This is a genomic window from Actinomadura geliboluensis (assembly GCF_043197915.1).
Classification (GTDB): domain Bacteria; phylum Actinomycetota; class Actinomycetes; order Streptosporangiales; family Streptosporangiaceae; genus Spirillospora; species Spirillospora geliboluensis.
The window spans coordinates 181,722-199,914 of sequence record NZ_JBICUA010000005.1 but is presented as its reverse complement, the minus strand read 5'-3'; the positions used below and the strand labels follow the sequence as shown (position 1 = coordinate 199,914).

Annotated in this window: 16 protein-coding genes; 3 read left to right on the top strand and 13 right to left on the bottom strand. The window is 72.2% G+C overall.

From position 1 onward, the window contains the following. Position 1: 1 nt before the first annotated feature. The 10 genes from ACGFI1_RS18435 to ACGFI1_RS18390 all read right to left on the bottom strand — a co-directional run bounded on the left by ACGFI1_RS18435 (position 2) and on the right by ACGFI1_RS18390 (position 10,659). Positions 2 to 1,294, bottom strand: a complete 1,293-nt coding sequence (locus ACGFI1_RS18435) for a nucleotide sugar dehydrogenase (RefSeq protein WP_392786544.1) — start codon at positions 1,292 to 1,294, stop codon at positions 2 to 4. A 39-nt stretch (positions 1,295 to 1,333) separates the two neighbouring features. Next, on the bottom strand, positions 1,334 to 2,365 hold the full coding sequence (locus ACGFI1_RS18430; RefSeq protein WP_392786542.1) for a Gfo/Idh/MocA family protein: 1,032 nt from the start codon (positions 2,363 to 2,365) through the stop codon (positions 1,334 to 1,336). Next, positions 2,362 to 3,495 carry a DegT/DnrJ/EryC1/StrS family aminotransferase gene (locus ACGFI1_RS18425; RefSeq protein ID WP_392786540.1) on the bottom strand — a complete coding sequence of 378 codons (1,134 nt, stop codon included), beginning with the start codon at positions 3,493 to 3,495 and terminating at the stop codon, positions 2,362 to 2,364. Before ACGFI1_RS18425 ends, ACGFI1_RS18430 begins: the two co-directional genes overlap by 4 nt. A 150-nt stretch (positions 3,496 to 3,645) precedes the next feature. Then, the gene (locus ACGFI1_RS18420; RefSeq protein WP_392786538.1) at positions 3,646 to 4,050 is read right to left on the bottom strand and encodes a PGPGW domain-containing protein; all 405 of its coding nucleotides are present in this window, start codon (positions 4,048 to 4,050) and stop codon (positions 3,646 to 3,648) included. Between the two features lie 262 nt (positions 4,051 to 4,312). After that, complete coding sequence (locus ACGFI1_RS18415) at positions 4,313 to 5,923, bottom strand: solute symporter family protein (RefSeq protein ID WP_301174645.1); 1,611 nt, start codon at positions 5,921 to 5,923, stop codon at positions 4,313 to 4,315. Then, positions 5,920 to 6,327: a DUF485 domain-containing protein gene (locus ACGFI1_RS18410; protein ID WP_392786536.1), complete on the bottom strand. Its 408-nt coding sequence runs from the start codon at positions 6,325 to 6,327 to the stop codon at positions 5,920 to 5,922. Before ACGFI1_RS18410 ends, ACGFI1_RS18415 begins: the two co-directional genes overlap by 4 nt. A gap of 187 nt (positions 6,328 to 6,514) precedes the next feature. After that, positions 6,515 to 8,245 carry a sodium/solute symporter gene (locus ACGFI1_RS18405; RefSeq protein WP_392739520.1) on the bottom strand — a complete coding sequence of 577 codons (1,731 nt, stop codon included), beginning with the start codon at positions 8,243 to 8,245 and terminating at the stop codon, positions 6,515 to 6,517. Beyond that, positions 8,242 to 8,610, bottom strand: coding sequence for a hypothetical protein (locus ACGFI1_RS18400; protein WP_387070896.1), 369 nt, complete (start codon positions 8,608 to 8,610; stop codon positions 8,242 to 8,244). Before ACGFI1_RS18400 ends, ACGFI1_RS18405 begins: the two co-directional genes overlap by 4 nt. A 41-nt stretch (positions 8,611 to 8,651) precedes the next feature. Then, a complete protein-coding gene (locus ACGFI1_RS18395; protein ID WP_138641533.1) occupies positions 8,652 to 9,416 on the bottom strand; it encodes a LytR/AlgR family response regulator transcription factor in 765 nt (254 codons plus the stop codon). 55 nt (positions 9,417 to 9,471) lie between these two features. After that, on the bottom strand, positions 9,472 to 10,659 hold the full coding sequence (locus ACGFI1_RS18390; protein WP_301174641.1) for a sensor histidine kinase: 1,188 nt from the start codon (positions 10,657 to 10,659) through the stop codon (positions 9,472 to 9,474). Positions 10,660 to 10,826: 167 nt separating this feature from the next. Between ACGFI1_RS18390 and ACGFI1_RS18385 the strand changes: the two genes are divergently transcribed. The 3 genes from ACGFI1_RS18385 to ACGFI1_RS18375 all read left to right on the top strand — a co-directional run bounded on the left by ACGFI1_RS18385 (position 10,827) and on the right by ACGFI1_RS18375 (position 13,075). Next, a complete protein-coding gene (locus tag ACGFI1_RS18385; RefSeq protein ID WP_392786534.1) occupies positions 10,827 to 12,137 on the top strand; it encodes a hypothetical protein in 1,311 nt (436 codons plus the stop codon). A 144-nt stretch (positions 12,138 to 12,281) separates the two neighbouring features. After that, a complete protein-coding gene (locus ACGFI1_RS18380; RefSeq protein WP_392786532.1) occupies positions 12,282 to 12,650 on the top strand; it encodes a nuclear transport factor 2 family protein in 369 nt (122 codons plus the stop codon). A 62-nt stretch (positions 12,651 to 12,712) separates the two neighbouring features. Then, a complete protein-coding gene (locus ACGFI1_RS18375; RefSeq protein ID WP_392786530.1) occupies positions 12,713 to 13,075 on the top strand; it encodes a DUF1330 domain-containing protein in 363 nt (120 codons plus the stop codon). Here the strand turns inward: ACGFI1_RS18375 and ACGFI1_RS18370 are convergent. The 3 genes from ACGFI1_RS18370 to ACGFI1_RS18360 all read right to left on the bottom strand — a co-directional run bounded on the left by ACGFI1_RS18370 (position 13,057) and on the right by ACGFI1_RS18360 (position 17,693). Continuing rightward, complete coding sequence (locus ACGFI1_RS18370) at positions 13,057 to 13,356, bottom strand: cupin domain-containing protein (protein WP_240808633.1); 300 nt, start codon at positions 13,354 to 13,356, stop codon at positions 13,057 to 13,059. The two genes, ACGFI1_RS18375 and ACGFI1_RS18370, sit on opposite strands and share 19 nt — an antisense overlap. Before the next feature lie 54 nt (positions 13,357 to 13,410). After that, positions 13,411 to 16,146: a helix-turn-helix transcriptional regulator gene (locus ACGFI1_RS18365; protein WP_392786528.1), complete on the bottom strand. Its 2,736-nt coding sequence runs from the start codon at positions 16,144 to 16,146 to the stop codon at positions 13,411 to 13,413. 155 nt (positions 16,147 to 16,301) lie between these two features. Continuing rightward, entirely contained in the window at positions 16,302 to 17,693 is a 1,392-nt protein-coding gene (locus tag ACGFI1_RS18360; protein ID WP_392786526.1) for an HNH endonuclease signature motif containing protein, read from the bottom strand. Positions 17,694 to 18,193 lie beyond the last annotated feature (500 nt).

The window sequence follows — 18,193 nt, the reverse complement described above, 5'->3', positions numbered from 1 at the left end:
GTCAGCGGGACGAGCCGCCGATGACGACGCGTTCCACGCCGTGCCAGCGCGCCGGGTCGGTGACGCGGCGGCCGTCCACGAGAGCCTTGACGCCCGGCAGGTCGTCGGCGCCGAGGTCCCGGTAGGCGGCGTGGTCGGCCTGCACGATCGCGGCGGTGACCGCCTCCCCCCGGTGCGGAGGGAGCCCCAGGTCCGCCAGCTCCTCGGCCGTGTACATCGGGTCCGACACGTACGGGACGGCGCCGCGCGCCCGCAGCGCCTCGACCGTGGGGAAGACGCCGGAGAACGCCGTCTCCTTCACGCCGCCCCGGTAGGCGGCGCCGAGCACCAGCACCCCGGCGCCGGCCAAGTCGCCGTAGGCGTCCGCGAGGAGGCCCACGGCATAGTCGGGCATGCCCGCGTTGGCGTCGCGGGCGGCCCGCACGACCGTCGCGGACGGGTCGTTCCACAGGTACATCCGCGGATAGACGGGGATGCAGTGGCCGCCGACCGCGATGCCCGGCCGGTGGATGTGGCTGTACGGCTGGGTGTTGCAGGCGTCGACGACCTTCATGACGTCCACCCCGATCGCGTCGGCGTAGCGGGCGAACTGGTTCGCCAGGCCGATGTTGACGTCGCGGTAGGTCGTCTCGGCGAGCTTGGCGAGTTCGGCGGCCTCCGCCGACCCGAGGTCCCAGACGCCGTTCGGCCGGTCCAGGTCGGGCCGCTCGTCGAAGTCGAGGACCCGCTCGTAGAAGTCGGCGCCGCGCCGGGCGGACGCCGCGTCGATGCCGCCGACCAGCTTCGGGTAGCGGCGCAGGTCGGCGAAGACCCGCCCGGTCAGCACCCGCTCCGGGCTGAACACCAGGTGGAAGCCGTCGCCCGGCGCGAGGCCCGACCCGTCCGCCAGCATCGGCGCCCAGCGGCCCCGGGTGGTGCCGACCGGCAGCGTCGTCTCGTAGCTGACGAGCGTGCCGGGCCGCAGCCCCGCGGCGATCGACCGGGTCGCCGCGTCCATCCAGCCGAAGTCGGGCGTGCCGTGCTCGTCCACGAACAGCGGGACGACCACGACGACCGCCTCCGACTCGGCGACCGCCGCCGCCGTGTCGGTCGTCGCGATCAGCCGCCCGTCGCGGACCGCCGCGTCCAGGTGGACGTCCAGGTCCGCTTCGCCGGGGAACGGCTCGCGGCCGGCGTTCACGTCCGCGACGACCCGCTCGTCCACGTCCGCGCCGATCACCCGGTGCCCCTTGCGGGCGAACTGCACCGCGAGCGGAAGACCGATCTTGCCCAGCGCGACCACGCAGATCCGCATCAGCCACCCACCTCCCCAGGAAACAGCCCCCGCCGCAGATCAGACGGCACCCAGCACCTCCGTCGGCCCGAGGCTCACCGTCGTGCCGAGCCGCGCCGACTCCAGCACGGCCACCGACACCTCGACCGTCCGCAGGCCCTGCCGCAGCGTGACGATCCCCGGCTCGTCGCCGCCGCCCGCGCGCGCGCGGACCGCGTCCCGGAACCGCTCGTGCTCGACCAGCAGCGGCTCCCGCTTCGGGATCGCGTACCGGACCATGTCGCCCTCGGACACGCCGCGGAACGTCCGCAGCGCCTCCCACTCGGTGCTCATCTCGCCGTTCGCGTAGAACGTCAGGTCGGCGGTCAGCGTGTCGGCGACGAAGCAGCCGCGCTCCCCGGTGACCGCGGTCGTCCGCTCCTTGAGCGGGCTCAGCCAGTTCACGAGGTGGTTGACCATCGCGCCGTCGGCGAGGCGGCCGACGGCGGCGACCATGTCCTCGTGGGGACGGCCGGTGCGCGCCACCGTGTGCGCGCAGATCGACACGTAGTCCTGCCCGGTCACCCAGGCGGCGAGGTCGATGTCGTGGGTGGCGAGGTCCTTGACGACCCCGACGTCGGCGATCCGGTTGGGGAACGGCCCCTGCCGCCGCGTCACGACCTGGAACACCTCGCCCAGCTCGCCCGCCTCCAGCCGCGCCCGCAGGCTCTGCAGCGCCGGGTTGTAGCGCTCGATGTGCCCGACGCCGGCGACCAGGCCGCGCGGCTCGAACGCCTTCACCAGCCGCTCGGCGGCCTCCACCGACTCGGCGAGCGGCTTCTCGATCAGCGCCCCGGCCCCGGCCTCGGCGAGCGCCAGGCCGACCTCCTCGTGCAGCGCCGTCGGGCAGGCGACCACCGCGTAGTCGACGCCGAGGTCCAGCAGGTCCTGCACCGTGGCCAGCAGCGGCACCCCGGGCGGGACGCCCACGGGGCGGTCCGCCGGGTCGACGACCCCGACGAGGTCGACGCCGTCCAGCTCGTTCAGGACCCGCGCGTGGTTGCGTCCCATGACACCGAGCCCGATCAGCCCGGCCCGCAGCGGCACGCTCATGACGTCCCCCTCCCCCTGATGGCCGTGAACCCTCCGGCGACCTCGTTGACGGCGTCGGCGACCCGCGCGAGTTCGTCGTCGCCCACCCCGGGATGCACCGGCAGCGACAGCACCTCGGCCGCCGCCCGCTCCGTCTCCGGCAGGTCCCAGCGCGGGTCGGGACGGCCGTCCAGCAGGAACGGCCGCAGCCGGTGGACGGGCGTCGGGTAGTAGACGGCGCTGCCGATCCCGCGCTCGGCCAGCCCCCGCTGGACCGCGTCGCGCTCCGCGACCCGGACGGTGTACTGGTGGTAGACGTGCCGCGCGCCGTCCGCGACAGGCGGGACGGCCGCGGCGGTGATCTTCGCGTCCAGGAACCGCGCGTTGGCGATGCGGCGCTCGGTCCACTCGGGCAGCCGCTTCAGCTGCTCGCGCCCGATCGCGGCCGCGACGTCGGTGAGCCGCATGTTGGCGCCGACGATCTCGTTGGCGTAGCGCTGCTCCATGCCCTGGTTGCGCAGCAGCCGCAGCGTCCGGGCGGTCTCCGCGTCGGCCGTGGTGACCATGCCGCCTTCGAGCGCGTGCATGTTCTTGGTCGGGTAGAAGCTGAAGCAGCCGGCCGTCCCGAGCGCGCCCGCCGGGGTCCCGCCGAGGGCTGCGCCGTGCGCCTGGCAGGCGTCCTCGACGACGGCGAGGCCGTGCCGCTCGGCGAGCGGGCCGATGCGGTCCATCGCGGCCGGGTGCCCGTACAGGTGCACCGGCATGATCGCGGCGGTGCGGGGGCCGACGGCGGCGGCGACGGCGTCCGGGTCGACGCAGAACGTGGCGGGGTCGATGTCGGCGAAGACGGGCTCGGCGCCGGCCAGCCGGACGACGTTGGCGGTGGCCGCGAACGTGAACGACGGGACGACGACCTCGTCCCCGGGGCCGATGCCGAGCGCGATCAGGCTCAGCTGCAGCGCCGACGTCCCCGAGTTCACCGCGACGCAGTGGCGGCCCCCGGCGAGCGCGGAGAACTCGTCCTCGAACGCGGCGACCTCGGGCCCCTGCACGACCCGCCCGCTGCGCAGCACGCGCACGGCCGCCGCGATCTCCGCCTCCCCGATCACCGGACTCGCCGCGGGAACGGCCTTCTCCGTTTCCACGGGCATGCTCGGACTCCTCAGGCGAATGGTGGGATCGACGCACGATGATGCGTGCTCAGCAAGATCCCCCCGCCGGAGGGCCGGACGCCCACCGCCCGCGGACCAGCAGCGGAAGCCTGGCTTAACGGAAAGTGTCCAGACCGCCGCATGGCCGACTCATTGCGCTTTTCCGGCTTTGACCCGCCGATAGCTCCAGTAGAGCAGTCCGAAAAGGATGAACCCGGACAGAATTAGACCCGACCCGGTGCTCCATCCCGAGAACGGCAGTTCCTCCACGAGCCCCCACGCGACCCCCGCCCCGAACAGCGCCAGCCCCGTCAGGATCGACCCGGTCAGCCGCCACCAGGAGGTCACGCTGTCCTCCGCCGCCTGGATCGCCCGCTCCCGGACCGGCTCGACGTAGCGGTCCACCGCCGGGAACTCCCGCGCGAGGATGAGCAGCCCCGCCAGCACCAGCAGCAGCCCCGGCCCGGGCAGCACCAGCAGCGCGGCGCCGGTCAGCAGCACCAGCCCCCCGCCGACCAGCACCATGCCGCGCTTGGCCGACCTTCCGTACCCCATCGCCCCTCCCGCCCGGACGGGGCCCGGACCGTTCCCCCGCCACGTCGCCGTGTCGTCCAACGGTAGATCTTGCACACGGCGCCCTCGCCAAACCCCGCCCACCCCGCCGAAAAGACTTGCCCGCCGAAGGACTCGGCGGGCATGGAGCGGCCCCGTCCCAAGGGGGCGTGGGGCGGGACGGGGCCGCGAGCCGCGCGGGACCGGGCGACGGTCGCCCGCGCGGCGGGCAGGGCGGGGGGCGGCGGGGGCGCCCCCCGCGGATCTAGTGCTCGGCCGCCTGCTCGGCGCCGGCTCCGGTCAGCGAGCGGACCTCGATCTCGGCGTACTTCTCGGCGTTGAACTCCTTGCTGAGGACGGTCCCGAGGAAGCCGCACAGGAAGCCGATCGGGATGGACACGATGCCCGGGTTCTCCAGCGGGAACCAGCTCCAGTCGTGGTCGGTGAACAGCGCCTTCTCCGAGCCGGACACCACCGGGGAGAACGCCACGAAGAAGATCGCCGAGCCGAGGCCGCCGTAGATGGCGGAGACGGCGCCGGAGGTGTTGAACCGCTTCCAGAACAGGCTGTAGAGGATCGCGGGCAGGTTGCCGGACGCGGCGACCGCGAACGCGAGCGCGACGAGGAACGCGACGTTGAGGCGCTGCGCGTAGATGCCCAGCACGATCGACACGGCGCCGATCACGAAGGCGGCGATGCGGGCGACGCGGACCTCGTCCCGCTCGGTGGCCTTGCCCTTGCGGAACACGTGCGCGTACAGGTCGTGCGAGAACGACGAGGACGAGGCCAGGGTGAGGCCGGAGACGACCGCGAGGATCGTCGCGAACGCCACCGCCGCGATGACCGCGAGCAGGATCGTGCCGCCCGCGTCGCCGAACATGATCTCGCCGATGCGTTCGGCGAGCTGCGGCGCCGCGGTGTTGCCCGCCGCGTTGACCGCGGAGATCTCCTTGGAGCCGACGAGCGCGGCGGCGCCGAAGCCGAGCACCAGGGTGAACAGGTAGAACACCCCGATGAGCCCGATGCCCCACATGACGGACTTGCGGGCGTCGCGGGAGGTCGGCACCGTGTAGAAGCGGATCAGGATGTGCGGCAGCCCGGCGGTGCCGAGGACGAGCGCGAGGCCGAGGCTGATCAGGTCGAGCTTGCCGGTGAGGCCGGACTCCTCGGTGGCGTAGCGCAGGCCGGGCTCCAGGAACGCGTCGGGCTTGCCGCTCTCGGTGGCGGCGTCCTTCAGCAGCGACGACAGGTTGAAGCCGAACTCGCCCAGCACCAGCACCGTGATCAGGGCCGCGCCGGTCATCAGCAGGACGGCCTTCACGATCTGCACCCAGGTGGTGCCCTTCATCCCGCCGAACACCACGTAGATGATCATCAGCACGCCGACCATCGCGATCGTGGCGCCCTTGGCGAACTCGCTGGTGAAGCCGAACAGCAGCGCGACGAGCGCGCCCGCGCCGACCATCTGCGCCAGTAGATAGAAGATCGACACCACGATGGTGGAGACGCCGGCGGCGGTGCGCACCGGGCGCGGGCTCATCCGGAACGCCAGCACGTCCGCCATCGTGAAGCGGCCGGAGTTGCGCAGGAGTTCGGCGACCAGCAGCAGCGCCACGAGCCAGGCGACGAGGAACCCGATCGAGTAGAGGAAGCCGTCATAGCCGTACAGCGCGATGAGCCCGGCGATGCCGAGGAACGACGCGGCGGACATGTAGTCGCCGCCGATCGCGAGGCCGTTCTGCGCGCCGGAGAACGAGCGTCCGCCGGCGTAGAAGTCGGTCGCGCTCTTGGTGTTGCGGCTCGCCCACACGGTGATCCCGAGGGTGGCGGCCACGAACACCAGGAACAGGATGATCGACAGGGTCTCGTTGCTCATCGGGCGTCCTCCGCGGTCTCGGCGGTCCCGGCCCCGGTGGTCTTGGTGGTGTCGACGGCCTTGGCGGTGCCGCCGGCCTGCGCCGCCTCGACCTCCCCGCGCACCTTGTCGGCGAGCGGGTCGAGGCGCCGCTCGGCATGCCGCGAGTACATGTACGCGATGCCGAACGTGGACACGAACTGCAGCAGCCCGAAGACCAGCGCGACGTTGATGGACCCGAACAGCTCGTGGCCCATGAAGCCGCGCGCCCACCCGGACAGGACGACGTAGAGCAGGTACCAGCTGAGGAACGCGACGGTCATGGGGAATGCGAATCGGCGGAACCTGCGGCGGAGTTCCTGGAACTCCTCGGTGCCCTGGAACCGTTCATAGACGGTGCCGGGGGCGCTCTTATCGACGGACACGACCGCCCTCCTCTGTTGTGACGCCAATCACGCGCCACGGTAAAGATCCAGCTCGGAGGGGACGAGGGGGCGGCGCCGGGGCTGCGGCAAGGTGCCGGTCATCGTCGCCGGAATGTCGTCCCCGTCGATGAACGGTCGCTTTCGCACGACGAACGGTCACCCCCCGACGGGGTCGCAAGGCGCGCAGTCACACCCTGCGGGGACGCCAGGTGCCGCGATCGACGTTGAGCGACTCCGGAGTGTGCAGGCGGACCATCATGCGGGCGACGCCCGGCGGCACCCGGCGCTGGCTGCACAGCGACACCAGGATCATGACGGTGAACGCGATCGGCACCGTCCAGGCGGCGGGCTGCGCGAGCAGCGCCCCGGCGAGCCCGGACGGCGGCCCCGCCGCGATCGTCACGATGACGGCGCTGCCCGCGAGCACCCCGCCCGTGACGAGCCCGGCGAGCGCGCCCGGGACGGTCAGCCGCCGCCACCACACCCCGAGGACGAGCAGCGGGCAGAACGTGGACGCGGCGACGGCGAACGCGAGCCCCACCACGTCCGCGACCGCGAGGGACCGGGCCGCGATCGCCAGCGCCAGCGGCACCGTGAGCGCGAGCAGCGTCCCCACCCGGAACGACCGGACGCCGCCGCGCAGGATGTCCTGCGCGAGCACCCCGGCCACCGACACGGTGATGCCGGACGACGTCGACAGGAACGCCGCGACCGCGCCGCCGGTCACCAGCGCGCCGAGGAGGTCGCCGCCGACCCCGCCGATCAGCCGTCCGGGCAGGGTCAGGACGACGGCGTCGGCCCGCCCGGTCATCAGCAGCTCGGGCGTGTAGAGGCGGCCGAGCACCCCGTACAGGGCGGGCAGCAGGTAGAACGCGCCGAGCAGCGACAGCACCATCACGGTCGTGCGCCGCGCGGCCCGCCCGTCCGGGTTGGTGTAGAAGCGGACGAGGACGTGCGGGAGCCCCATCGTCCCGAGGAACGTGGCGAGGATCAGCGAGTACGTCGCGTACAGCGAGTGGTCGCGCCCGTCGAGCGGCATCGCCCATTCCCGGTCGGTGGTGACGGGCCGCCCGCTGACGTGCGGGACGTCGGCGCCGGCAGGGAAGGTGACGGACGTGTCCTGGTCGATGTGGTGCCGCCCCGGGTTCAGGGTCAGCGGCACGTTCGCGTGGTACCGCCCGTCGACGCGGCCGTCCGCCACGACCTGCACGGGCGCGGTCACGTCGACGGTGACGGCGACGCCGACCGCGACGGTCGTCCGGTCGGCGAAGCGCGGCGGGACGTCCGACGACAGGCCGGGCGCGCCGTCGCCCCGCCACGCCAGCAGCAGGAAGATCAGCGGGACGGCGAGCGCGGTCAGCTTCATCCAGTACTGGAACGCCTGGACGAGCGTGACGCTGCGCATGCCGCCGCCCAGCACGTTCACCGCGACGACGACCGCGACGAGGACCCCGCCCGTCCACACCGGGGCGCCCGTCACCGTCCGCAGCACCAGCCCGGCGCTCTGGAACTGCGGCAGCAAGTAGAGCCAGCTGATCAGCACCACCAGGACGCTCGCGACGCGGCGCACGGCCATCGACTCCAGCCGCGCCTCGGCGAAGTCGGGCAGCGTGTAGGCGCCGGACCGGCGCAGCGGCGCCGACACCAGCACGAGCAGGACGAGGTACCCGCCCGTCCAGCCGACCGGCAGCCACAGCATGTCGGCGCCGTAGGCGAGGATCAGCCCCGCGATGCCGAGGAAGGACGCCGCCGACAGGTACTCGCCGCCGATCGCGGACGCGTTCCGCAGCGGCGTCACCGTCCGCGACGCCACGTAGAAGTCGGACGTCGTCCGCGAGATGCGCACGCCGAGCACGCCGATCAGCACCGTGGCGACCACCACGAGCAGCACCCCGGCGAGCCCGTACGCAGCGTTCACTTGGGGTCGCCCGGTGGGCGGTCGGCGCGGTCGACGAGGTCGGCGAAGTCGTCCTCGTTGCGCTCGGCCAGCCGGACGTACCACCAGCCGCACGCCACGAACCACGGGTAGATCAGCCCGCCGAGCACCACCCACGGCAGCGGCAGCCCGAACAGCTCCCGCTCGCGGACCTCGGGGACGAGCGCGAACAGCAGCGGCAGCCCGAGCACCACGACCGCGAGCACCAGGCACAGCCGGACGGCGAGCCGCAGCTGGGTGCGCAGCAGCGAGCGCATGTACGCCTCGCCGAGCCCCGTCTGCTCGTCGATCTCCCGGGTCACCGGGTAGCGCGGCCGCCGGACGGTCCGGGCCCGGGGCCCGGTCACCAGCGTCCGCCCCGGCGCGATCTCGCGCCGCTCCCCCGCGCTCAGCGAGCTCTCCTCGCCCGCCGCACGAGCAGGTCGCGCAGCTCCCGGACGTGCCGCCGGGCCACCGGCAGCTCGGTGCCGCCGACCACGATCGTGCAGCGTCCCGAGTCCAGGCGCAGCTCCTCGATCGCCGACAGCGCGACGAGGTGGCTGCGGTGCACCCGGACGAACCCGGCGCCGCTCCACCGCTCGCTCAGCGCGTTCAGCGGGATGCGGACCAGATGGCTGCCGCCGGACGTGTGCAGCCGCGCGTAGTCGCCCTGCGCCTCCACGTACAGCACCTCGGCGGGCGTGACGAACCGGGTGACTCCGCCCAGCTCGACGGGCATCGGCTCCGGCTCGGCCGGCGCGGCGTCGGGGACGGCGTCCGCCCAGCCGGCCTCCTCGGCGGCCTCCGTCACCCGCGTGATCGCCAGCCCGAGCCGCTCCGGCCGCACCGGCTTGAGGATGTAGTCGGTCGCCTTGATCTCGAACGCGTCCACCGCGTGCCCCTCGTAGGCGGTGACGAACACGATCTGCGGGGCGCGGGCGAACTGGGCGAGGACGCGGCCGAGCACGGTGCCGTCCAGGCCGGGCATCCGGATGTCGAGGAACACGGCGGCGACGGGGCGCCCGTCGGCGAGGGCCCGGTCGAGCTTGCGCAGCGCGGCGGCGCCGTCCCGCGCGGTGTGGATCTCCCCGATCCGCGGGTCGGCGCGCAGCAGATGGACGAGATCGTCCAGCGCGGGGGGCTCGTCGTCCACCGCAAGGACACGCAGGCCCACCGCATCGTCCCTTCCCTCGTCGTGCGCCACATTCCAGTCAACCCCGCCGGCACAGTCAAGAGGCGGTGACGCCCGGACGGTACTTCGGCACCCGCACGATGACCTTCGTCCCGGCGCCGGGGCCCGTCTCGACCGCGAGCCCGTACTCGTCCCCGTACACCTGGCGGAGCCGGTCGTCCACGTTCGCCAGCCCGATCCCGGACTCGTCCGCGCCGGGCATGCGGCGCTCGCCCGCGAGCAGCCGCCGCACCTCCTCGGGGTCCATGCCGATGCCGTCGTCCTCGACGCTGATCACGCAGTCGGACCCGGCGTCCTCCGCCACGATCGTGATGAGGCCCGGCTCGGACCTGTCCTGGAGCCCGTGCCGGACGGCGTTCTCCACCAGCGGCTGCAGGCACAGGAAGGGCACGGCGACCGGCAGCACCTCGGGCGCGATCCGCAGCGTCACCCGCAGCTCCTCGCCGAACCGGGCCCGCTGCAGCAGCAGGTACCGGTCGATCGACCGCAGCTCCTCCGCCAGCGTCGTGAAGTCGCCGTGCCGCCGGAACGAGTACCGGGTGAAGCCGGCGAACTCCAGCAGCAGCTCCCGGGCCCGCTCCGGGTCGGACCGGACGAACGACGCGATCGTGGTCAGCGAGTTGTAGATGAAGTGCGGCGAGATCTGCGCCCGCAGCGCCCGCATCTCCGCCTCCATCAGCAGCGCCCGCGAATGGTCCAGCTCGGCGAGCTCCAGCTGGGCGTCGACCCACTGCGCGACCTCCTCGGCCGCCCGGATCAGCCCGGCCGGGACGTCCTCGCCGTACGCCGCCAGGGTCCCGACCACCCGGTCGTCGGTGGCGAGCGGGACGACCACGACCCGCCGGATGGGGCAGTCGATCCGGTCGCACGTCACGTCGTGCACCTGCGTGCGCCCGTTGCCGAGCGTGACCTCGGCGTGCGAGAGCCCCTCGTCCGCGTGGTGCCCGTGCTCCCCGTCCCAGGCCAGCAGCCGCTCCCCGTCGGTGATCGCGAGCGCCCGGCAGTCGAGCAGGGCCCGCAGGTGCCGCGCGGCCTTCTGCGCGCCCTGCTCGGTCAGCCCGGCCCGGAACGCGGGCGCCGCGCGGGACGCGGTGTGCAGCATCTCGAACGTCGCCCGCCGCGCGGGCCCGCCCAGATCACCGCCCCGCCCCTGCCGCCGCCACCACAGCAGCACGGGGACCCAGGTCACCACCAGGGTCGCGGCCACGGCTACGGCAACGTCCATCCCGCAAACTTATGCCGGGTCCGCCCCGGAAAGTGAAGCTGATCACTTTTCCTGCTAGCACAAACCAGACATTCGTGACATGTTGCTCAAGCCGACATCGTCGATCTTGGCCGGAGCCCGCCCACTCCCCCCAGATTCACGGCCGGGCCCGGCCGTGAGGAGTGCGCATGCGCCGAAGTCTGGCCGCCCTTGCCGCCCTGGCCCTGTCCGTCCCCCTGCTCACCGCGTTACAGGCCCCCGCCCACGCGGACGAACTCTCCCTCTCCAACTTCCAGCTCCGCCCGAACTCCTACGGCACCGACCTGCAGACCCGCGCCGACAACCTGCCCCTGGTCAAGGGCACCGTCACCGACATCATGAACGACCTGAACCGGCGGGACGACAATCCCACCGGCAACGGCACCGCCTGCGAGCCCGCCGCCATCGCGGAGAGCGGCCCCCGTCCCACGATCGGCCGGAGCATGTGCTTCCAGGACGACGACAGGGACACCGGCCAGTGGTACCCGCAAGGCGTCACGACCGTGGCCGACATGCAGGCCGACCAGGAGTGGGGCAACGGCTACCAGCCCGTCCTCGTCAGCTGGTACGACCACAACGACAACGGCGACGGCATGGTCAAGGGCGTCCGCATCAGCTTCATGGACCCGAACACGGGCGCCTACCGGCACGTCCTGCTCGTGTACCCGCGGGCCGACGGCGACTACGACACGGTCAGGGTGTCGGAGGACCCCGCCACCAGCGACTACAACAAGGCGCTGCACGCCGGCGGCATCCTCTGGTACGGCAACTACCTGTTCGTCGCGGACACCGCCCGCGGCTTCCGCATGTTCGACATGCGCCGCATCTACGACCTCGGCGCGTCCCCGAACGGAACCACGAGCGGCGCCGACAAGGTCGGCCTCCACGGCGACACCTACTACGGCTACGGCTACCGCTACGTCATGCCGCAGGTCGGCTCCTGGACGCGGACGGCCCCGACCGGCACCACGTGCACCTTCTCCGACCAGTCGCCGCAGTTCTCCTACGTCTCCCTCGACCGCAGCGGCACCGATCACCTCATCGCGGGCGAGTACTGCGCCGGGGACCAGGAGGCCAACGGACGCGTCGCCGCCTGGCCGATCTCGGGGGCGTTCGACGCGAACAACAACCTGATCATGGACACGGCCTACCGGTGGAACGCCGACGTCGCGCACAAGCTGCCGGACAGCAACGTCCAGGGCGCGACCCGCTTCAACGGCCGCTGGTACCTGAGCCGCAGCCACGGCGAGAACACGGCCGGAGACCTCATCACCACCGAGCCGGCGAACTCCTCCACCGTCAACCTGGTGATCGACAGGAAGCAGCCGCTGAGCATCGGCCCCGAGGACCTCTCCCACTGGCAGAGCGGTACCGACCCCGCCAACCCGCTGCTCGGCACGTTCTGGACCGTGGGCGAGCACCCCGGCAAGCGCATGGTCTACTCCGTCTACCCGACCTGACCCGCCCCGCGCCCGGCCGGGGGCACTCTCCGGCCGGGCGCGGCACGCCTCGCACGAAAAGTACTTAAGCACGTCAGATTCCCCGCTTCTCCGGCGTCCCTAGCGTGGTGGTCACAAGCAAGGGCACGCACTAAGGAGAAGCACATGAGCGACGTCACCGAGCTGGTCCAGCGCTACCTCGCCGCGTGGAACGAGACCGACGCGGCCGCGCGGCGGGCCGTCCTGGCGGACGTCTTCGCCGAGGACGCCGTCTACACCGACCCGCTGGCGTCCGTCCGGGGCAGGGACGGGCTCGACGCCACCATCGCGGCCGTCCAGGCGCAGTTCGGCGGGCTGGTCTTCAGCCTCGGCGGCGCGGTGGACGCCCACCACGACATCGCGCGGTTCACCTGGCACCTGGGCCCGGAGGGCGGCGAGCCCGTCGTCATCGGCTTCGACGTCGCGGTGATCGGCGAGGACGGGCGCATCCGCCAAGTGCTCGGCTTCCTCGACAAGGTGCCCGCCGGAGCCTGACCGCCCCGGGGGCGGGCTCGCGACGGTCCGCCCCCGCCGTCCACGCACCCCGAGGAGGACTCATGACCGCCTACGTCATCGCCCATCTGCAGGACGCCCCGCCGCACCCGGAGATCGCGGACTACATCGAGCGCCTGCCCGGCACCTTCGCGCCGCACGGCGGCCGCTACCTCGTGCACGTCACCGCGCACGAGGTGCTGGAGGGCGGCTGGCCCGGAGCCGTCGTGATGATCGGCTTCCCCGGGACCGCCGAGGCGCGGGCCTGGTGGGACTCGCCCGCGTACCGGGAGATCGCACCGCTGCGCTCGCGGCACATCGAGGGCGACATCATCATGGTCGAGGGCGTCCCCGACGGCTACGACCCGTCCCCCGCCGTGCGGGCCATGCGGGACGCGCTCGCCGCCGGTCAGGCGGGGACGTCGTAGTTGAACCCGAAGGCGCGCACACCGGTCTCCGTGCGGGGCCGGTGGCTCGTCCCGGGACCGAACGCCACATACGTACCGGGCCCGTGGACGAGGTCCCCCTCGATGAGTTCGCCGCGTACGACGAAGTACGCCTCCCCGTAGGTCTCGTGCACGTCCAGCCCCGGCCACTCGGCGCCCGGTGCCAGGTCGATCACCCACGTCCGGATGCCCGGCATGCCCGGCAGCATCCGGACGTGGACGCCGGGACCGAGCTCGACCGCGGGGACCCCATCGACGTCCACGGGCAGGATTTGCCCGGAAAGTACCTGTTCAGGAGCCGTCACGGGGGCAGCCTCTCACAGTCCGAGCAGGTCGGCGACGCCCTTCAGCTCGCCCCGGGAGGCGACGCCGAGCTTGGGATACGCCTTGTAGAGGTGGTAGCCGACCGTCCGGTGGCTGAGGAAGAGCTGCGCCGCGATGTCGCGGTTGGACAGGCCCCGCGCGGCGAGCCGGACGATCTGGAGTTCCTGCGGGGTGAGCGTGACGGCCGCGCCACCGCCCCGGGGGCCTCGGTCCGGGACACCGGTGGCGGTCAGTTCGCCGCGGGCGCGCTCGGCCCACGGACGCATGCCGAGCCGCTCGAAGACGTCCAGCGCGTCCTCCAGCCGCCCGCGCGCCTCCGCCTTGCGCCGCGCCCGGCGCAGCCATTCGCCGTAGAGCAGCGCGGTCCTGGCGTACTCCAGCGCGCGGTCGTCCCGGTCGTGCAGGCTCAGGGCCTCGGTGTAGAACGACTCGGCCCGATCGTCGGCGGCGAGCAGCCCGCGGCAGCGCAGCACCAGCGCGTCCGCCCACGGCTGCCGCACCGACTCCGCCCACCGCTCGAACCGCTCCAGCGGCTCCACGGCACGTTCCGGCGCCCCGACCCGGACGGCCGACTCGACCAGGTCGGGGGTGGAACGGGTGGCGCAGATGTGGTGGCGCATCGGCTCGCGGGTCAGCCGCTCGAAACGGGCGAGCGCGGCCTCGGCACGGCCGAGCCCGAGGTCCAGCAGCCCCAGCGACCAGTGCGCCCACGGCGCGCCGGGCGAGACACCCCCGACGGCGGCACCGGCGAGCCCCTCCTCGGCGTTGCGCCGGCAGTCGGCCTCCCGTCCCCGCGCCGCGTCGAGGTAGGCGAGCACGCTGCTGAACTGGCCCACCCACTGCCGCTGCCCGGTGTCGCGGGCGAGCTCCAGGGCCTCCGACGCCGTGGCGAGCGCGTCCAGATGCCGCCCGGTGAACACCTCGCCCTCGGCCACGAAGAACAGCACGGTCGGCAGCCGTCCGGCACCGCCCCGAGCACGCTGCTCGGCGGCCAACTCCGTCGCCAACGCGTGCGCGTCGGCATCCTGCCCCAACGCAAGCGCCGCACCACAAAGAATCATCAACACCCGATCAGGCACCCCACCCCGCCGCCGCACAGCATCCAGCGTCTCCCCCAACGAGGGAGGCCGACCGGCACGCTCCCGATCAAGGTGAGCAAGATAAGGACCAACAGGCGCGAACGGGCTCTCCCCGTCCAACCGCAGCGCGGACAACCCGCCCAACGTCTCCGCCAGCACCCGCTCCCCCAAATACCAAGACGGGTGGACGGCCTGAACCAACAGCGCAGCAGCCCGCTCCGGATCCACGTCGCCGACAACCGCAGCACCCTCAACAAGCGCCCGATGCGCAGCGGCATAAGACCCCTGCCAGAAGTCCACGTGCGCCCGCACCGCCGCAATCCGCGCATTCCCAACCGGATCCTGCTCCAGCCGCCGGAACGCACTCACCCCCAAGGCCCGAGCACGTTCCAGATCCCCAGCCTCCAACGCCGCCTCCGCCGCCAGAGCCTCACGCCGAGCCCGAGCGTCCGCCCCGGTGCTCAACCGAGCGGCCTGCTCGTACGCGGCCGCGGCCGCCTTGTGCCCGCTGCGCTCCCCGGCGCGGACGGCCGCACGTTCCAGCGCACCGGCGACCTCGTCATCGGGCCCGGTGGCGGCGGCCGCCAGATGCCACGCCCGCCGATCACCCTGCTCGGGCGTGTCGAGAACCTCGGCGAGCGCACGGTGAACAGCGAGCCGCTGCCCAAGCGGCGCCCGCTGGTAAACCGCGGCGCGGACCAGAGGATGACGAAACCGGATCGTCCCCTCGGCCTCCCCGCGCAGCACCAGGCCGGCCTGCTCAGCAGGCGCCAGAGCCTCGACACTCGCCCCCAGCACCCCGGCAGCGCGCAGGATCACGGCCACCTCACCGGACTCCTCGGCCGCCGCCGTCAGCAGCACGCTCTGGCACGCCTCCGGCATTCGGCTGACCTGCCCGTGAAACGCCAGCCGCAGCCGGTCGGTCAACGGCAGAGCGCGCGGCGCGAACGCCCCACCACCTTCGGCGGCCAGAGCGACCGGCAACTCCAACAGAGCCAGCGGATTCCCGCCCGCCTCGGACAGCAGGCGGTAGCGCAGAGCAGGAGCAAGCGGCGACCGATCAAGCAGGGCCGCAGCGGCCTCCGGCGACAGCCCGTCCAGCCGCAACTCGGGAAGCCCTGCCGCCGGAAAGGCGCCCTCACCCTCCCGAACGGCGAAAATCATCACCACACCCTCGGCCCGCAGACGCCGAGCGGCGAACAGCAGCGCGTCCCGCGAGGCCCGGTCGAGCCACTGCGCGTCGTCGACCAGGCAGAGCGCCCCGTCCGCGCCCGCGTAGTCCGTGAGCAGGGACAACACCGCAAGCCCCACCAGCATCGGGTCGGCCCCGTCCCCCTCCCGCAGCCCGCACGCCGCCTCCAGCGCCTCACGCTGCGGACCGGGCAACGCGGAGAGACCTCCCAGGGCCGGACGCAGGAGCAACTGAAGCCCCGAGTACGGCAACTCCGCTTCGAACTCGACACCCGTACCGCGAACCGTCCGCATGTCCCCGGCCGCCCCAGCGGCATGGTCGAGCAGCGCCGTCTTGCCGATACCGGGCTCCCCCCGCAGCACCAGCACCGCACTCTCACCCCGCCGCGCCCCCTCAAGCAGCCCCGCGACCGCCGCGACCTCCGCGTCTCTCCCGCACAGCTCGACCAACCCCGCCACGATCGCCCCTCGCACCCCTTGTCCCCTTCAACCCCTCTAGAGATACAGGCTCCCCACCTCCATCCGCCCACCACGCCTAACCAGCGCTCCAGGTCGCGGTGCCGGAGGGCTGGCTCGGTGTGGTCGTGGTGGTGTGGATTGGATGGTGGTCGCGGCTACAACCTGTCCGGGCGGACGATGTGCCAGTTGCCGGACGGGGTTGTCCACAGCATGAGTCCTGGCCAGATCTGGTGGAGCGTCCAGCCGGGGCTTTGTTTGAGGCGGTGGTGTCGTCTGCAGAGCGGGGCGAGGTTGCAGCGGCAGGTGGTTCCGGGACGCCACGGGATGGTGTGGTCGAGGTCGCATCGCTGCGCGTCTCGGTTGCAGCTTGGAAACACGCAAATGGTGTGGCGGGCCAGCACTTCGCGGCGCATTCCGGCCGACGGCCGGTAGCCGGGGCGTCCGTGGACTTCGTCTCCCGCCTGGCAGGCCGCGTCCCGCGCGTCGGCGAGCTGGTCGTGGATACGCTGCACGGCGTCCGCGATCGCGGCGGGGAGTGCACGCCGAGAGACACGATCGCGGACGTGGGTGAGCTTCTGCTCGACCATGGCCGCGAGGTCGCAAACGACCGGGTTCTCCACTCCCTCGGCAACAGCGCCGACCACCGCCACTGCGGGGTTGCGGGCGGCCTCGGCCGTGGGGTGACTGCCGGGCTGGGCGAGAAGGGTCTTGACCGCGACGGGGAGTTCGGTGCCGGAGAGGAGAAACGTGGCCAGGTCGGCGCGGATCTGAGGGAGGGTGCGCGTGTCACCTTCCTGCTGCACACCGTGGGCGGCAGCGGTGATCTTGTTGTAGATGGCGTGGGCGTCCTCGGGGGCGAGGTCGCACAGGGCCAGGTCCGCCGTTCCGGACGGGTTGTCCCAGAGTTCGAGCCGACGGTTGCGGACGGCTTCTCGCTTGCGCTCTTCGACGGCGGCCGGGGCCAGCCGGTCGGCGATCCGCTTGATGCGGCGGCGGAGTTGACCGGTGGTCTGCTCGGACGCCTTCTCCAGCGCGGCGGCTTCGAGTTGCTCGGCGACCTCGTCCGGCACGTTGTCGGCGGCGTCGCAGATGACTCGGGCCTTTGCCATGTCGATCCGGCCGGTCTCCAGGGCGCTGCCTGTGGCGGCCAAGGGCCCGGTGAGCCGTTCGGCCAGGTGGACCAAGGTCGCCGCGGTGTTGCCCGTGACGGTCAGCGCGGCAGCGACCTCTTCAGTGACCGACTCGTGCGCGGACAGGATGCGGTAGTCGGAGTCGCCGTCATCTTCGGCGTCGGTGCGCCGCCGTGACAGTTCGGCGAGGGCGGCCAGTTCCCGAGCCTGTGCCCAGGAGGTCTGGCGGCGCGCGGCGGCGGCCACCTGAAGCAGTTCGTCATCGGTCAGATCCGCCAGGCGCTCTTTTCCGCCGGACAGGCAGACGGCGAGCTGCGGGCCAGGAGGAAACCACTCTCGGTCCTCCCACTCACGTTGACCGCCAACGATTTCGACTTCGACAATCTCGGCAGTCTCCGCATCCACCAACACGGCCATTCACCTCCCCCCTCAATCTCCATTCGATTATATGGCATCCCCCGAGTTGCATTGCAGACATTTTGGACACACCCAAGAATTCAATCAAGATTTTTTCCGATGCACGCACACCGGACAAACAAAAGGACGCCCCTACCGCTTTACGATCATCCAACGGTCGCCGGTGGCTGAGCACGGCTTTATCGGATAAGTGTGGTTGCTGCAGGTGGACAGTTGCGGCGGCCCCTGCGGACACGTGCACACACCCCCGCCAGATCCCAACTGAGGTCACGTTGCTTGCGGTAGTGGGGTTGAGGATTTGCGCTATCGGAAGGGCAAGCACGTAGTCCGGCCACACCCGCCCCAGCCGCCACCATCTGCGCGAAGCGCGACCAGACCGCACCAAACCCGACACGTAAAAGACATCCCCCAGCCCACTACCGCAACCAACGTGACAGCAACCGGCGAAAACAGAAACGGACGCGACCGCCTTCGGAAGGCCACCTCAGCCGCCCACCTAC

What these genes read in the sequence shown, in the direction of transcription:
- ACGFI1_RS18435 (WP_392786544.1), bottom strand. Translation starts at nt 1,294, where the DNA reads ATGCGGATCTGCGTGGTCGCGCTGGGCAAGATCGGTCTTCCGCTCGCG.
- ACGFI1_RS18415 (WP_301174645.1), bottom strand. Translation starts at nt 5,923, where the DNA reads ATGAGCAACGAGACCCTGTCGATCATCCTGTTCCTGGTGTTCGTGGCC.
- ACGFI1_RS18360 (WP_392786526.1), bottom strand. Translation starts at nt 17,693, where the DNA reads ATGGCCGTGTTGGTGGATGCGGAGACTGCCGAGATTGTCGAAGTCGAA.
- ACGFI1_RS18390 (WP_301174641.1), bottom strand. Translation starts at nt 10,659, where the DNA reads ATGGACGTTGCCGTAGCCGTGGCCGCGACCCTGGTGGTGACCTGGGTC.
- ACGFI1_RS18385 (WP_392786534.1), top strand. Translation starts at nt 10,827, where the DNA reads ATGCGCCGAAGTCTGGCCGCCCTTGCCGCCCTGGCCCTGTCCGTCCCC.
- ACGFI1_RS18380 (WP_392786532.1), top strand. Translation starts at nt 12,282, where the DNA reads ATGAGCGACGTCACCGAGCTGGTCCAGCGCTACCTCGCCGCGTGGAAC.
- ACGFI1_RS18430 (WP_392786542.1), bottom strand. Translation starts at nt 2,365, where the DNA reads ATGAGCGTGCCGCTGCGGGCCGGGCTGATCGGGCTCGGTGTCATGGGA.
- ACGFI1_RS18425 (WP_392786540.1), bottom strand. Translation starts at nt 3,495, where the DNA reads ATGCCCGTGGAAACGGAGAAGGCCGTTCCCGCGGCGAGTCCGGTGATC.
- ACGFI1_RS18375 (WP_392786530.1), top strand. Translation starts at nt 12,713, where the DNA reads ATGACCGCCTACGTCATCGCCCATCTGCAGGACGCCCCGCCGCACCCG.
- ACGFI1_RS18420 (WP_392786538.1), bottom strand. Translation starts at nt 4,050, where the DNA reads ATGGGGTACGGAAGGTCGGCCAAGCGCGGCATGGTGCTGGTCGGCGGG.